At 62.3% G+C, this 14,939-nt stretch carries 13 protein-coding genes; 9 read left to right on the top strand and 4 right to left on the bottom strand.

Translation table 11 applies throughout. From position 1 onward, the window contains the following. Positions 1–73 precede the first annotated feature (73 nt). The 3 genes from M3I54_RS09995 to M3I54_RS10005 form a co-directional block, all read right to left on the bottom strand. Positions 74–340, bottom strand: a complete 267-nt coding sequence (locus tag M3I54_RS09995; RefSeq protein WP_028204267.1) for a hypothetical protein — start codon at positions 338–340, stop codon at positions 74–76. 325 nt (positions 341–665) lie between these two features. Then, entirely contained in the window at positions 666–1,091 is a 426-nt protein-coding gene (locus M3I54_RS10000; protein WP_254335237.1) for a DUF4399 domain-containing protein, read from the bottom strand. A gap of 51 nt (positions 1,092–1,142) precedes the next feature. After that, positions 1,143–1,568 carry a DUF4399 domain-containing protein gene (locus tag M3I54_RS10005; RefSeq protein WP_254335239.1) on the bottom strand — a complete coding sequence of 142 codons (426 nt, stop codon included), beginning with the start codon at positions 1,566–1,568 and terminating at the stop codon, positions 1,143–1,145. 301 nt (positions 1,569–1,869) lie between these two features. Here M3I54_RS10005 and M3I54_RS10010 point away from each other — a divergent pair, with 301 nt between their 5' ends. The 5 genes from M3I54_RS10010 (at position 1,870) to M3I54_RS10030 (ending at position 8,461) form a co-directional block, all read left to right on the top strand. Further along, positions 1,870–3,243: a formylglycine-generating enzyme family protein gene (locus M3I54_RS10010; RefSeq protein WP_309249596.1), complete on the top strand. Its 1,374-nt coding sequence runs from the start codon at positions 1,870–1,872 to the stop codon at positions 3,241–3,243. Between the two features lie 142 nt (positions 3,244–3,385). Then, a complete protein-coding gene (locus M3I54_RS10015) occupies positions 3,386–6,127 on the top strand; it encodes a xanthine dehydrogenase family protein molybdopterin-binding subunit (protein ID WP_254335249.1) in 2,742 nt (913 codons plus the stop codon). After that, positions 6,124–6,645, top strand: a complete 522-nt coding sequence (locus M3I54_RS45105; RefSeq protein WP_254335251.1) for a (2Fe-2S)-binding protein — start codon at positions 6,124–6,126, stop codon at positions 6,643–6,645. Before M3I54_RS10015 ends, M3I54_RS45105 begins: the two co-directional genes overlap by 4 nt. A gap of 2 nt (positions 6,646–6,647) precedes the next feature. Further along, the gene (locus tag M3I54_RS10025) at positions 6,648–7,673 is read left to right on the top strand and encodes a hypothetical protein (protein ID WP_254335253.1); all 1,026 of its coding nucleotides are present in this window, start codon (positions 6,648–6,650) and stop codon (positions 7,671–7,673) included. Between the two features lie 20 nt (positions 7,674–7,693). Next, complete coding sequence (locus M3I54_RS10030; protein ID WP_254335255.1) at positions 7,694–8,461, top strand: hypothetical protein; 768 nt, start codon at positions 7,694–7,696, stop codon at positions 8,459–8,461. Positions 8,462–8,480: 19 nt separating this feature from the next. Here the strand turns inward: M3I54_RS10030 and M3I54_RS10035 are convergent, their stop codons facing one another. Continuing rightward, entirely contained in the window at positions 8,481–9,302 is an 822-nt protein-coding gene (locus M3I54_RS10035) for a flagellar brake domain-containing protein (protein ID WP_254335257.1), read from the bottom strand. Positions 9,303–9,599: 297 nt separating this feature from the next. Here M3I54_RS10035 and M3I54_RS10040 point away from each other — a divergent pair, with 297 nt between their 5' ends. The 4 genes from M3I54_RS10040 (at position 9,600) to M3I54_RS10055 (ending at position 14,350) form a co-directional block, all read left to right on the top strand. Further along, positions 9,600–10,169: an RNA polymerase sigma factor gene (locus M3I54_RS10040; RefSeq protein ID WP_028204274.1), complete on the top strand. Its 570-nt coding sequence runs from the start codon at positions 9,600–9,602 to the stop codon at positions 10,167–10,169. A gap of 16 nt (positions 10,170–10,185) precedes the next feature. Beyond that, a complete protein-coding gene (locus M3I54_RS10045; RefSeq protein WP_254335259.1) occupies positions 10,186–10,488 on the top strand; it encodes a hypothetical protein in 303 nt (100 codons plus the stop codon). Positions 10,489–10,556: 68 nt separating this feature from the next. Further along, entirely contained in the window at positions 10,557–12,338 is a 1,782-nt protein-coding gene (locus tag M3I54_RS10050) for an ABC transporter transmembrane domain-containing protein (protein ID WP_254335261.1), read from the top strand. Between the two features lie 260 nt (positions 12,339–12,598). Next, positions 12,599–14,350, top strand: a complete 1,752-nt coding sequence (locus M3I54_RS10055) for a peroxidase family protein (RefSeq protein ID WP_254335263.1) — start codon at positions 12,599–12,601, stop codon at positions 14,348–14,350. Positions 14,351–14,939 lie beyond the last annotated feature (589 nt).

Below are 14,939 nucleotides of genomic sequence, written 5' to 3' on the forward strand. Positions count from 1 at the left end.
GAAGCGGTGTGCAACGGATGCGGTGGAGGGCGGCGCCGTGGAGGCGGGTAAGCCTCCACGGCTGGCAGCACGATCAGAAGTTGATCGTGTTGTGAGCCGTCTGCACGGGGTTGACCGACGAATGGAGGTTGTTCACGAACGCCACGTCATTGCCCGTGTTGCTCAGGATGGTGTTCGTCTGGCCGATCAGCTGCTCTGCGGTGAAGTTGGTGGAGTCGACCTTCACGCTCGGCGTCGGGTAGTAGACGGGCCAGAGGCCCAGGCCGCCGCGTACGGCGCTCATTTCACGGCGGTCGAGTTCTTGTGCGACGCTCAGGTCGGCGATCATCAGCTTGCTCATGGCAGTTCTCCAGAAATAGGATGCAACATTGTTGGGGTTTTGAGCTGCAAGGTTGCGGGCTCGGGTCCAACAAGGCATGAGGCGTGCCAGGTGCACGAACGCGCGAGCGCGCCTCGGCACAACGCCCGTTTCATAAGGACTATTCTGGAATTCCCGGTGTCTCACGCGCGGCGCGTGGCGCGCGCGAGTCGTGCACTGTGATGGGTGTGCGCCAACTCGTCGATCGGCTTATGTTGGTGTGTTGCGAACAACGCTTCGCGGAGTGACGTGAAAGCGTCGCAAACGTTCGTGTGTCGCCGTGGTGTGCGCGATCGAATCGTATGAATCACTTAACGTAAATGGTGATTTTCTTCGAATGCACAGGCGGGTTGTGCGGCACGTGGTGCGCGTCGCCCATCAGCAGTTGCAGCGTGTGTTTGCCCGGCGGCAACTGAAGCATGGTTTCGGTCTGGCCGGCGCCGAAGTGCAGATGGTTACGATCGGATGGAATGGGCTGATCCATCGGCGGCAAGTCAGTATCGACCAGCAGATGGTGGTGGCCCGTGTTGGGAAACTCGACTTCAGCCGGCGCCACGCCCATGTTGCGCAGGCCGAACCAGACGCGAAATGGCCGCCCGGCCGGCATGACCTGGCCGTCGTTGGGCCAGCCGATATAGACGTGCGCGTTCGGGTCGGCCGGCGTCGTGCCTGCATGCGCCGCACCGCCCGCGAGCAGCACGAGGCTGGCAGCAAAAACAAGGAACCTGTTCATGGCATGCACTCCCGCTTCTTTTGCGCTGCGGCTAAACACGGACGTCCTTCGCTACTTGACCGTGACCGTGATCTTCTTCGAGTACACCGGCGGATCGTGCGGCACGTGGTTGTAGTCGCCCATCAGCAACTGGAGCGTGTGCTTGCCCGGCGGAAGCTCGATCCGGGCTTCCGTTTCGCCCGCGCCGAAATGAAGATGATTGCGATCCGACGGGATCGACTGATCGAGCGGTGGAAGATCCGTGTCGATGAGCAAGTGATGATGGCCAGTGTTCGCCTTGTTGATCCCCTTGGGGCAGACGCCCATGTTGCGCAGCCCCATGCGCACCCAGAACTTGCCGGTGGGAATCGTCGCGCCGTCGGGCGGCCAGATGATGTAGACCTCCGCGCCGGGCGGCGACGGGGTACGCTCGGCAAACGCGAGTCGCGGCATCAGAACGGCCGCTGCCAGGGCCAACAGGGTTGCTCTTCGTTGCATCTTCGTGCTCCTTGTTCGGCAGACGGCGCGCGGCTTTGGAGTTCGGTGCGTGTTCTACAGCTTAGGACGGATTCAAGCGGATGGAGATAAATCGGCGCGGGCGCGCGAGTGCCACCCAGTTACTGCAACGCCCGGCGTGCGTGCTATTTTGTAGTTGTGCGCAGGCAGTGCTTGTGCCGGCGGCGGCCCGCGTTTCACGCGAGCGCGGCCGGCGACTGCAGCGGGGTAGCGCACTGTCGGCGTTGGAAGGCGATGACGCCTGGGTTTGCACCTCGGCTGGCACCTGATAGGGAGAACGAACATGTGGCGGCTAGTGTTGCCTGTGTGCCTGTTGATCTCGCTAGGCCTGACCTCGACGCTACGCTCAGCCGCGCCGGCTGCGCATGACCGTCCGGCTCCGGTTCGCGTGCAGCCGCGTCTCGAGCTGCGAGACCCTGGTCGGTACGCAACCGCCCCCGCCGCGCATGGCTGGGTCGCCGCGGCCAGCGCAGCGCGGCAACGCTATGGCGTAGCGATCGTGCGAGTCGGCCTGATGCCGAAAGACACTTCCCAGGAATACGAAATCACGTTCTGGAATTCGATCAAGGACAGTCAATACCCGAGCGACTACGAGGCGTATCTCAAGGCCTATCCGAATGGACGCTTCGCGCCGCTCGCGCAGGCCCGCCTGACACGTTTGCGTGCGGAAGCATCGAAACCGCCTGCAGCGTCCGCCGCACCTGCTACGTCCACCCTGCACCCGGCTAGCACCCCCGCTGCCGCCGCGCCGGCACCCGCGCCAGCGCCAGCGCCTCAGGCAAAGACACCGCCGCCTCCGGCCGCCCCGTCACCCACACCGCCAGCCGCGCAGACCAAGGCAGCGCCCGCCTCCGCGCCTCCCGCCGCGGCCACGGCAGCGGCGACGGCCGCAGCCGCGGCGATTGCTGCGAAGGCGAGCCCCGCCATTTCGAAGCCGGGTCCGCACGACATTCAGGACTGCCCATCTTGCCCGGTGCTGATCGCGGTGACGCCAGGCAACTTCACCATGGGCATCGACACCGACGACGCATCGGAGCGGCCTGCGCATCACGTGACGATCAGCCATAGCTATGCGCTCGCGAAGTATGCGGTGACGGTGGCGCAGTGGAATGCGTGCGTCGCCGCCGGCGCCTGCCCGCGCCTGTCGAACGAGAACAACGTCTCGCCGAACGCCCCCGTGCGCGACCTGAGCTGGGACGACGCGCAGCAATACGTGAAATGGCTTTCGAAGGTCAGTGGCAAACCCTATCGCTTGCCGACGGAGGCGGAATGGGAATACGCCACGCGCGCCGGCACCGAAGCACGCTACTGGTGGGGCAACGACATGCGCAAGGGCACGGCGAACTGCAAGGACTGCGGCCCGCCGTGGCACGTCGAGGCGCCCGACGACGTCGGCTCTTTTCCGGCCAATGCGTTTGGCTTCTACGACATGGCCGGCGGCGTTTGGGAATGGGTCAGCGACTGCTGGCATAACTCGTATAAGAACGCGCCGAACGATGGCCACTCGTGGGACGAGCCCAACTGCCAGACGCGCGTGATCCGTGGCGGATCGTGGCGCGACGGCGCGGGCTATATGCTCGCCGCCACGCGCTTTAAATACGACAGCAGCGTTCGCTACGAAGCCAATGGATTTCGCGTAGCGCGCGATATGAAATAACGCAGATTACGCTGCGGGTATTGCCTGGAAGCGCATAGCCGCTTCCTTGAATTTGCCTGGGCCTGTTCATAGACTATGGGCAGCCGCCCAAAACCTGTGAGCACACGCGTAAGGTTCTGGTTACCGTACGTGGAGGCGCAACATGGCTTGCGATGTTCCGATCACTCGCCGGACATTCCTCAAGGCCATGGGGAGTGGCGCATTCACGGTCTCGGTCAGCTCCATCACCGCCCTCGCCGCCGCCAGTTCTACCGCAAACGCCACAGCGAATGCCGCGACGAACGCCCACACCACGCCGCAAGCGCCGAATGGCGCGCCCGACTGGGCGCCGGAGCCGGGCAAGGCGCGCTGGCGCATCGAGGGCGTGCCCAAGGTCACAGGCGGGAAGCTCTACGCACGCGATTACAAGGCGCGCGATTTCGACGGCTGGCCGAAAGAGGAAAACTGGCTATACGCCCTGAGATGCAACTGCATCGACAGGAATTACGAAGGTTTCGACCTGAGCGTCTTGCCGCACCCTCTTCGCCCGATCGCCGTGGTATCCAACCAGACGTTGAATGACAATCGCATCTATCTCGCTTCCGAGAAGGATCCGGTCGGTCACCAGGATATCTATCTTTTTGCGCAGGAAGGCAGCCCCGCCAATTGCTACGGCCAGCCCGTCGCCTTGTTGATCTTCGAAGACTTCGATACCTATCGCCACGCAAAGAAACTGCTCGATTTCAACACGTCGGTGATTCGTTACGGCGCAACGGTACCGAAAAGCACCGTCACCACCTTGTATGCGTCCGCATCCAAGGCTTATGTCCGCGACGACGCCAGGTCGTTTTCGAACCTCCAGAGGAACAGCCTCCCCGAGGAGAAATTCACCGCCGCGCGCAACAGCGCGAGTAAAGAAATTCTCGATCGAGCCAACGCCAAGGTCGACAGCAAGACGTGGCACCAGTTCGATGGCACTTTCAAAACGCCCGCAATGGATCCCGTCTTCATGGAGCCGGAGTCGGGGCTGGCGTGGTTTCAGGCGGATTCCGGTTGTCTGAATCTGGTGCTTGGCACGCAATCGCCGCGCGGCGATTGCACATCCGCAGGTAAGGTGTTTAAGGACAGCAATATCAACGTCAAGCACGTTCACGTGATCAGCTGCTACCCAGGCGGCGGATTCGGCGGCCGCGATGAATCGAATTTTCCCGTTTATCTCGCCCTCGCTGCGCCATTCGCGAAGGGGGCGTTGCGCTGGCAGCAGTCGCGCTATGAACAGTTTCAGGTCGGTTTGAAGCGCGCGGAAACGCATTTCACGGAGTCCATCTGGCTCGACGATCACGGCAGGCTCCAGGCACTCATCAGTTCCTTCAGCTTCAATGGCGGCGGCAAAGAGAATCTCACGGGCCCAGTTGGCGACCTTGCCGCCATGAGCGCCATGAGTTGCTACGACATTCCGCGCGCCATTGCGCAAAGCTACGTGAGCTATACGCCTGCGTTGTTCGGCGGCTCGCAGCGCGGCTTCGGCGCTCCACAGGCTTATCTCGCCATCGAAACGCTCATGGACGAGGCCGCCCAGGCGCTGAATAAAAGTCCGTTCGATATCCGGCACAACAACCTGCTCAGCAAGGGCGATGGCAAAACAATCACGGGCGCACCCATTCTGTTCGACCTGCAACTCGCCGAGCTGCTGAACCGGCTTGAAGCGCACGAGTTATGGCGCAACAGGGAAAGCGTGCGCGCGCAACGGCGCACACACGGGTTGCGATATGGCGTTGGGCTTGCCATGTCGAATCAGGCATACGGCACCGGCAAAGACGCCGTATTCGCGATGGTGCAGATTCAGCCGAACGCGGGCCTGCATGTGCTCACGCATTACACGGACATGGGCAATGGCGCGGCGACCACGCTAGCCCTCGCGCCTGCCAGCTACCTTGGGCAGAACGCGCAGAAAATCACCATGAACGAAGTCGAGGCGTTTCAGATACCGGGTTTCGATTACACAAAGCTGGGCATCCTGGACGCTTACGGAAGCAAAGCGATCTCGGGCCCCTTTAGTTCTTCGAGCGCCTGCCTCGGTGCGTTCCATCACTTTCAGGCGGTAGACCGCGCGGCAATGGTATTGATGTTGCAAAGCGTGCTGCCTGCCGCACGCGCACTATGGCGCAACCCGCACATCGCGCGGCAAGACCTCAAGTGGACAAACGGAAAGCTGACCGCCGCGGGTCGCGAGCCAATTGACTGGCCTGCGTTGCTCGACGAGATCAACCGCCGGCAGTTGCCTACCGTGGCCGCCGCTCACGTCACCTATGCGGGTGGGTTCTGGAAAAGCACGTACACGTTCGCGTCGGGCTCCTTCGAGATGGACTGCGACTTCATAGCCGTTGGCACCGATACGCACAATCTCAAGAGCTTGCCTCAAGGCAAGTTGCTGCCGCCAACCGATACGTTCAATTTCGGGCGCACGAACTATGCGCCTTCGGCAGCGCTCGTCGCGGTGTCCGTGAGCCCCGAAAGCGGCCACGTGAAGGTCGAACATGTCGTCACGACGCTCAGCGCCGGCCGCCTCATTTGCCCAGAGATCGTACAAGGCCAATCGCAAGGCGCGGTGGCCATGGCGATGAGCAATGTGTTGAGCGAGTCGTGTCCGCTGGACAATTACGGCCCCGGCAACGGCGAGTGGAATCTCGACCGTTACCTCATCACGCGTATGACCGACGTCCCGCAGCAGGAACTGATCGCGCTGCCGCCGCCAGACGGGGACCATCACAGCGCGCGCGGCATCGGCGAGGCCGTGATGTGTCCCATTGCGCCGGCAATCCTGAACGCGTTGGCCATGGCAACCGGGCATCGCTTCAGGGAAACCCCCGTCACGCCCGAAAAGATACGCGAGGCCCTGAAGTGAGCGAAGCCGCCATCAAGATTCACGTGAACGGACACGCCGTCACTGTGCCGGCCGCCGATACCGACATGAGCCTCGCCGAATACCTTCACGAGCGCCTCGACCTGACGGGGACCAAGGTGTGCTGCGGCATTGGCGCATGCCGTGCGTGCACCGTCGGCCTGCGCAGCAGCCACGACGCGTTGATGGAGAAGACCCTCGCGTGCGTCACGCCTGTGAGCGCGCTTGCGAATCAACATATCTATACCGTGGAGAGCCTCGCGGACGGCAATAAGCTTTCGCCGCTGCAGCAGACGTTCCTCGAGTCTTTCGCATTTCAGTGCGGCTACTGCACGCCGGGCTTTCTGATGGCGGCGACCGCCATGCTCGAACATGTGAAGGCGTACCGTATCAGCGCAGACCAGCTCGAAACGGAAATCGACACTTGGGTGGGGGGAAACCTGTGCCGATGCACAGGCTACGTGAAGTATCGCGAAGCGATTCGCAAAGTCGCGCAAATGCAGATGAAAAGCGGAGGATGACCATGTCTGTCCGCGCCCGCTTGTTCGCTCTGTGCTGCTTGTTCGCCGTGCCCCTTGCTGCCTTCACGCATGAGCAGACCTTGCTCGAATACGCTGATCAATGCGTGAGAGAAATTGGCGAAATCCCACCGTTCAATTGCAATGACGGAACGGATATTCCCATTACGATCGATGGAAAGCCGCCCGGCCCAAATGAGTCCCCGAAGCGATGCGACAAGCCCTCATTGCTACACCCACGCACCGAAGCAGACGGTCAATGCACGCCGTTTTCGAAGATTCTGAATCTGTCGCGCGGCAACACGCAAATTTCCGCGTACTGCCGTCGCGATGTGCCGCGCGGCGACAACGATCCACACTATGACCTCGTAGTCGTCGTGATGCATCACTCGGGCAACGGCAAGACCTGCTGGTTCGCGTCGAAGCCGCCGCCGCTACCCAAATCGCAAGCCGACGTGCCAGCGAGTAGCGGATTCGTTGCGACACGTGTGCCGCCGCCAAACGAGAGAAGGCCGCCCGCAGGACAGCTCTCCGCAGTCGAATTCTGGGCGACACCCGCCATGGTCGCCTCCAGCACTGCGGACAACCCCACCTGTCTAAAATGCCACGACGCGGGACCCTTTATCTTCAGCCCGTATATCGGGCAGGTGTGGGACAAGGTGCCCACCGACCCATGGGGGAAGTATTCGAGCATCGGGCAGGCTTTCTCGTCGTATCACCTCATGACGATGAGCACACCCGGCAACACCTGCATTGGCTGCCACCGTATCGGCAGCGAGCAGAGCTGTACGGTTTTTCTCGGGCTTTCGGTGGGCAAGCTCAAAGCGCCAGGAAACGACCGGCTCGCCAACAACTATCCACTAAACCACTGGATGCCGACCGACAACGCGATGAGTAATGAGCAATGGGACAAGGCAAACGTCGCGTCGGTCGATGCCTTGCTGGCATGCTGCAAAGATCCGGCGCACAAAGACCCAAATTGCACATTCACACCCGTGCCTTCGAGTACGAATACCCGGTCATTGCGCTGACCCAAACGAGGAGACCTGAAATGGCAGAGAACGTTAGTGCGAGCAACGTCATATCCGATGTCACGCAAACCCTGCAGACTTTCGATCTGCTCGAACTGCAGCAATACACGCGCGAGAAAAGCTATTCGAGCACAGCCAGCAAGGACTTCCATCTCTTCTACGTGGGACGCGACGACGTCCACGACATCCTGAAGTACGTCCTTTCCCGCGCCAGCGTTTCGCTTTACATGAACATGTTCGGATTCGACGACGAAGAGCTCAACGAAATCCTCATGCAGCAAGCGCTCGACCCGTCCATCACCATGATGATCACGCTCGACAAAAGCCAGGCGGCCGGTGTGCATGAAAAGAAGCTACTCGAGTCCGATATTGCGCAGGACCCGGTCAAATTCAACACGTTCTTCGTAATCGGCGAGTCGACGACCCATCAAATCAGTCATACGAAGGGATTCGTGGCCGATGGCAAGGTGGGCGGCGAGGGATCGGTGAACTGGTCGGCGTCCGGCGAGGGAACGTTCGTAATCAAGGGCGCGCCGGGAGGCCCGGGCTACCTGGCTCAAAACAACACGCAGACCATCTTTACGGACCCCGACACGATCAACCGGTTTCAGACGGAATTGATTGCCGAGCACATGACAGCGAAAGCGCAGGGCTACACACTCGCCGCCGCGCCGTCCACCGCAGCGCCCACCGCAGCGTCGACCCCCAAAGCCGCCGCGAAAAAAACGGCCACCGCTGCGGCAGCCAAAAAAGGCGCGGTGGCGGCAAAGCGCGGTAAGCGGAATTAAGCGCTATCCCTTGGCGGGTTCAGGTCGGCATGCCAGCCCAGTAAGACACGGCATCCTGCCGATCGAACACGAACGTCTTGAGGGCGACCTGGTTCTCGGGAGAAATCGCGTCGAATTCGAGTCCGTGCAAGGTGAGTCCTTCCTGTGGAGTATCGGCGCGCAGATTGCGAATCACGGCGACGGCCTGGAACGTCGCCCCCATGTTCCCCGCTTCAATTGGAAACACCACGCAAATGCGCTCGCCAATCTCGCCAATCTTGCGCCCGGCGGCGAGCGACATGCCCAGCACGCTGATATCGCAGCCAATGCCGAGCCGGTCCAGTTCCGAGCCCGTCAGGTCCACGCCATAGCGCACTGCGAGTTGCGTGCGCACGCGCACGGCCCGGCGTTCGCGCAGCCGGCGAATCGTGCCCGGTTCGGAGAGCACGAGATAGCGGAACGGATGCGTGCAGACCGCCTCGACGGTGCAGACGAGCCAGAACACGGCTTGTGTTGCGATCGCAACGATCTCGACCTGCTCGCCCTGGAACGGCTCCCACGCGGGCTTGGACGCGGCGGGTGGCGTGACGAACATCGCGCCGCCCGGCCGGAAACCGATCAGCCGGCACGGCAGCATCTCGCGCCCCGTGCCCGCCTGGCTGCGTATGCCTAGCAGCGCGCCAATGGCGAGATTCATGTCGTCCAGCGTCAACGGCCCTTTGCCACGCTCGCCACGCTCGCCCAGGCTGTCTTGCGCGCTCGCGAGACTCGCCTCCTCCGCCGTGTTGCGATAAGGCTGGAAGTGCGCGAAGAGGAAGTCGCGCTGCTCGCCGTTCAGCACACCGCCTTGCGGCAGTAGCATCGTTCCATCATGGTGAAACACCGCCAATGGCAGCGGTGTTTCCAGGGGCAGCTGCCCAGGGTCCGCGAGGAGTTCCAGAGTTTTTGACGCAGTACCGCTGCCAGGCTCGTGAAGGTGCATGACCGATTGCGTGTGAATTTATTGGTTTTGTTCGACGCCTGCATTGTGACCGAAATATAGTGACCGATGTCAATAAAAATGCGGCTATCTCCGGCCCTGTTTAGCGAAATATTCATGCCACATAAATCCGGCGATTACGCGTCACAATATTTCTCTTTCCGGATCGTCTACACGGGTATGGAACCGCCGCCCACCCCGAGCCCGCTGAGTACGCAGGACCGCGAAATCGCCGACACGGTCGCCCGCGAGCGCCCGAGGCTGCGCAATTTCATCCGCCGCCGCGTGATCGACCAGGACGAAGCCGAGGACATTCTTCAGGACGTGTTCGAGGAACTGGTCCAGGCGTGGCGCCTGCCGGACCCTATCGAGCAGGTTGGCGCGTGGCTCTTTCGCGTGGCGCGAAATCGCATCGTCGACCGGTTTCGCAAACGCAGGGAAGTGTCGCTCATCGAGCCGCAAGAGGACGAAGGCGAGTACCGCCTCGACCTCGCGCTGCCGTCGCCCGACGCCGGCCCCGAGGCCGCTTACGAGCGCGCAGCGATGCTCGACGCACTGCGCGCCGCGCTCGACGAATTGCCCGTCAGCCAGCGCGAGGTGTTCATCGCGCACGAACTGGACGGGCGCAGTTTCAAGGAGCTGGCCGCAGCGAGCGGGGTAGGCGTGAACACGCTGCTGGCGCGCAAACGTTATGCGGTGCTGCATCTGCGCGAACGTTTGCGCGCGTCATGGGACGACCTCGAGATTTGAACCGAAGGAGACTGGAATGAAGTTTCGCCGCAAAATGTTTGCCAAGGCGCTGCTGATGATTGCGGTCATCGCCGTGCTGGGCGGGATCGTCATGGGCCTGTGGAACTGGATCGCACCGGCGATCGTGGCCAATGCGCATGCCATCGACTATCCACGCGCGATCGGCCTGCTGGTGCTGTGCCGGATCCTGTTCGGCGGATTCCGCGGACATGGCGGCTGCCGCCGACGCATGCACTGGCACCAGTGGCAACAGTGGCAGCAGATGACGCCGGAAGAGCGCGAGCAGGTGCGCAATGGAGCCACGCCGCCCGCGCAGTAAGCCAGGGCCAGCCTCGTCCTGCCACGGGCTGGCACAATCCCTTCATTGTCGATCCGCCAGGAAGCTCCATGCCAGATGTCGCCGCCCGCCGCCCTTCACGCGTCGCGCCCCTCTTCGCCCTTTTGCCCTTCCTGCGCCCCTATGCGGGGCGCTGGGCGCTTGCCTTCCTCGCGCTCCTGACCTCGGCGGGCGCGACGCTCGCGCTGCCGGTGGCGTTCAAGTACCTGATCGACCGTGGCTTCGCCAGCGGAGATCGCGCGCATATCGACCGCTATTTCATCGCGCTCTTCGTGGTTTCGCTGATCCTCGCCGCGGCGACGGCGCTGCGCTTCTACTGGGTCTCGTGGCTCGGCGAGCGGGTGACAGCCGACTTGCGGCGCGCCGTGTACGACCACGTGATACGCATGAGCCCGCAGTTCTTCGAGACCACGCAAACGGGCGAAGTGCTCTCGCGTCTGACCACCGACACGACACTGATCCAGACCGTGGTGGGCACCAGCCTCTCACTGGGCCTGCGCAACCTGCTCCTCACGGTCGGCGGCGTGGCGATGCTCGTCGCGACGAGCCCGGTGCTGTCCGGCTACATCATCGCCACACTGATCGTTGTGGTCGCACCTATCGTCATCTTCGGGCGGCGCGTGCGGCGGCTTTCGCGCGCGAGCCAGGACAAGGTGGCGAGCGCAAGCGCTTTGGCGGGCGAAGTGCTCAACGCCATGCCCACGGTGCAGTCGTATGCCCAGGAATCGTTCGAGGCAAAGCGCTTTGGCGGCGCCGTGGAAGCGGCCTTCGAAACGGCGCTCACACGCATTCGGGCGCGCGCCGGGTTGACGGCCGTGGTGATCGTGTTCGTGTTCGCCGCCATCGTGTTCGTGCTCTGGCTCGGCGCGCAGGCAGTATTGGCCGGCCAGATGAGCGCCGGCCAGCTCTCCCAGTTCATTCTCTACGCGGTGTTCACGGCCGGCGCCGTGGGCGCCGTTGCCGAAGTGTGGGGCGATCTGCAACGGGCCGCTGGCGCCACCGAACGGCTGCTGCAACTGCTCGCCGCGCGCTCGCCCGTGGCGCAGGCGGCGGCGACCGTGCCGCTGCCGGCTCACGGCGCGGGCATCCGGTTCGACAACATTGGCTTCTCCTACCCCTCGCGCCCCGGCATTGCCGCGCTCGACGCCTTCTCGCTCGACGTGCGCCCGGGCGAGCATGTCGCGCTGGTCGGTCCGTCGGGCGCAGGCAAAACCACGCTCTTTCAATTGCTGCTGCGCTTTTACGACCCGCAATCGGGAAGCCTCAGCATCAACGGCGTCCCGACGCAACAGGTGTCGCTCGCGGCGTTGCGCCAGGCGATCGGCGTCGTGCTGCAGGAGTCGGTGATCTTTTCGGGCAGCGTGCTCGACAACATTCGCTACGGCTCGCCCGACGCCACGCTCGAAGCCGTCCAGCGCGCCGCCGCCATGGCGGCGGCGGCCGGCTTTATCGACGAACTGCCGCAAGGCTACGACACGTTCCTCGGCGAGCGCGGCGTGCGCCTTTCAGGCGGCCAGCGGCAGCGTATTGCCATCGCGCGCGCGATCCTCAAAAATCCGCCCATTCTGCTGCTCGACGAGGCCACCAGCGCGCTCGACGCCGCGAGCGAACGGCTCGTGCAGACGGCGCTGGACAACGCTGCGCAAAACCGCACGACGCTCGTCATCGCGCATCGTCTCGCCACCGTGCAGCAAGCCGACCGCATTGTCGTCATGGACCAGGGCCGCATCGTGGCGCAAGGGCGGCATGCGGACCTGCTGCAGAGTTCGCCGCTTTATGCGCAGCTCGCGGCGCTGCAGTTCGGCGCGCAGCACGCGAATACCGTAACGTAAAAATCAACCGGACCGTTTCGGCGCGATTGCCTACATGCGTTTCCGAACGTTCGCAAATCGAAGCGCCGCCCAAGCGGGGGTTAGCGCACATTCAAAGCTTTCAAAAAGATTAACTCCACGTCCTGTCAATCCGCCCTCTCCGTCTGCGGCGATCGTCGCCGCAGCGCCTCAAAATAATCCACTTGGTCCGAAGTCGAACGGGGTCCTTCGCCAGCTCGCTTGCGAAGTGTCTTTTCTGCGATGAATTACTTAGGATAACGATGATGAATCCCCAAGGTACACCGCGCAACCTCGTCGAAGCCCATGCGGGAATGAGCCGCCTGAACGAAGAGTTGACTTCGATTTTCCCGCCGCGCTTCAATCACCATGACCCCGCGCACCTGGCCGTACTCGCCCGAGGTATGCAGTCAGCGGCGGAGACCGTATCGAACGATCCCGACCCCGAGGAGAACCTTTATGTACCGGCTGGATACACGTATTTTGGCCAGTTCATCGATCACGACCTGACGCTCGATACCACGTCGCAGCTGACCTTGATCCAGGCGCGCACGACTGGCCAGCTTCCAACGAATCTGCGCACGCCGCGCTTCGATCTCGACAACGTCTACGGCCCGGGACCCGACGACGCGCCCTATATGTATGCGGACGAAAACCACCCGAATAAGGGGATTTATCAGGGCGCCTCGCTGATCGAGGGTCACGACGATCTGCCGCGAACCGAGAATGCGTATAACGCTCGCGCGATTATCGGCGACAAGCGCAACGACGAGAATTCGATCGTCTGCCAGATTCAGATGCTGTTCCTGCGTTTTCACAACCGCGTGGTCGCGCGGCTCGCGAAAGCCGACGACACGCTGCGCGGAAGCGATCTGTTCGAAGCGGCGCGCGCGCAGGTGCGCTGGGCCTATCAGCGCGTGCTGGTCGAAGACTTCCTGCATCGGATCGTCGATTCGTCTGTCGTCGAAGCATTCGCGACCGCGCACGACCAGGACCGTGCGCATGCCTACAAGCTCTATGGTCCGGGTCCAGCGAGACGCAACCTGCCGCGCGAATTCACGGGAGCCGCATACCGGTATGGCCACTCGGGCGTGCGCAACGGCTATGTGCTGAACGACAATTTCAGCGCACCGATATTCGACGGCACGAATGCGAACAAGGATAGCCTCGTCGGTTTCGACCGGCTGCCCGAAACGCACGTGATCGACGACTGGCAACGCTTCTTCCCGCGCGAGCATCCGCTACCGGGCGAGAAAGGCGGACCCGGACTCGATGGCGCGAACAAAGCCGCCGCCGGTATTGCCGACAATGCTTCGAACGACGTCAAGCGTTTGCAATACGCGTACAAGTTCGATACGTCGCTCGTCGATCCCCTTTCGAAACTCCCGCACAGCGTGTCCGATGTGCCGATTCCCGACGCGGCAAACAAACTGGCATCGGCAAACGGCTTTCGTTCGCTCGCCATGCTCAACCTGTTGCGCGGCAACGTCTACGGCCTGCCGAGCGGCGAAACGGTGGCGAGTGCGCTTGGCGTAACGCCGCTCGGTCCCGACGAACTCGTGGTCCGCACACAGGTTTCGGGCGACCCGTCGAAGACCTTCCGCTTCGATCGCATTGCATCGCTGAATGCGGATGGCGAGAGCCCTGCGCTTGGCGACACGTTCAAGGACGACACGCCGTTATGGTTTTATATCGTCGCTGAAGCGCAACTTCCGGTGCTCAAACTTGCGCCCGTTGGCGTGACTTTCAGTGAAGACACGATGCTCGGCACACAGGACGACAAGCTCGGCGTCGGCGCATTGACGCGTCTTGGACCGGTGGTCGGCCGCATCGTCGTCGAGGTGTTCTACGGGCTGCTGGACGAGGACCCGGATTCGATCATTCATCGCACCGGCGACGTACCCGCGCTCGAGGCCGAGATTTTCAAAAGCGCGCCCGCCACGTTCTCGCAGATCATCGCTTTCGCGACCGCCGGCGAATGGCGGCTGATACCGTTGAAAGCCGTTGTCGGATGAAGGGCATGCCGGCAATCGCAAGCGAAATTGCCGGCGATGATTGCGCGCACGCGCTCGCGAACCACTGACGCCAGGCGCAGGACCACCAGACCTAATGACGCCGGCCGAACGACACTCCAGGAGTCAGCGCACACAGCGCCCACTTGTCCCGGTGCGCACCGATGCATGCGAGCACAACGAACAGAACGCCCGCGACTAGGCATACGTCCTCATTCCACACGATCAATTGCGGATGCCGATCCACAAACGCCGAAGGTGGTGTGGAAGAGGCGAAATTCTGCAGATGCCGCGCAATATACTCCGAAGGGCTGAGTGCCTGCGAGGATAGCTGGGAGATCATCGCGTCTCTGTGTTGCGTGATGCACTGCCGCATGGCGATTTCATTCAAAACACGCACACTGCATCACAACGTGATATACCATCTACTTGTATAACAACGTCTCAACCCATGCCAATCAGGATGGAGCGATAGCGAGGGACGTATCACTTCCACCCGATCCGGCGAAGCCATCATCCCGGCAGATTGGGGCACGTTTATTGCGCGCCACCGGGAGCCCTGGCCATGCGATTTGCACTGGCCATATCGCCC

This window comes from Paraburkholderia sp. CNPSo 3274 (genome assembly GCF_024206475.1).
Lineage (GTDB): Bacteria > Pseudomonadota > Gammaproteobacteria > Burkholderiales > Burkholderiaceae > Paraburkholderia.

Coding starts and splice junctions, on each gene's coding strand:
- M3I54_RS09995 (WP_028204267.1), bottom strand. CDS start 340: ATGAGCAAGCTGATGATCGCCGACCTGAGCGTCGCACAAGAACTCGAC.
- M3I54_RS10000 (WP_254335237.1), bottom strand. CDS start 1,091: ATGAACAGGTTCCTTGTTTTTGCTGCCAGCCTCGTGCTGCTCGCGGGC.
- M3I54_RS10005 (WP_254335239.1), bottom strand. CDS start 1,568: ATGCAACGAAGAGCAACCCTGTTGGCCCTGGCAGCGGCCGTTCTGATG.
- M3I54_RS10010 (WP_309249596.1), top strand. CDS start 1,870: ATGTGGCGGCTAGTGTTGCCTGTGTGCCTGTTGATCTCGCTAGGCCTG.
- M3I54_RS10015 (WP_254335249.1), top strand. CDS start 3,386: ATGGCTTGCGATGTTCCGATCACTCGCCGGACATTCCTCAAGGCCATG.
- M3I54_RS10025 (WP_254335253.1), top strand. CDS start 6,648: ATGTCTGTCCGCGCCCGCTTGTTCGCTCTGTGCTGCTTGTTCGCCGTG.
- M3I54_RS10030 (WP_254335255.1), top strand. CDS start 7,694: ATGGCAGAGAACGTTAGTGCGAGCAACGTCATATCCGATGTCACGCAA.
- M3I54_RS10035 (WP_254335257.1), bottom strand. CDS start 9,302: ATGCTACTGCCGCAAGGCGGTGTGCTGAACGGCGAGCAGCGCGACTTC.
- M3I54_RS10040 (WP_028204274.1), top strand. CDS start 9,600: ATGGAACCGCCGCCCACCCCGAGCCCGCTGAGTACGCAGGACCGCGAA.
- M3I54_RS10045 (WP_254335259.1), top strand. CDS start 10,186: ATGAAGTTTCGCCGCAAAATGTTTGCCAAGGCGCTGCTGATGATTGCG.
- M3I54_RS10050 (WP_254335261.1), top strand. CDS start 10,557: ATGCCAGATGTCGCCGCCCGCCGCCCTTCACGCGTCGCGCCCCTCTTC.
- M3I54_RS10055 (WP_254335263.1), top strand. CDS start 12,599: ATGATGAATCCCCAAGGTACACCGCGCAACCTCGTCGAAGCCCATGCG.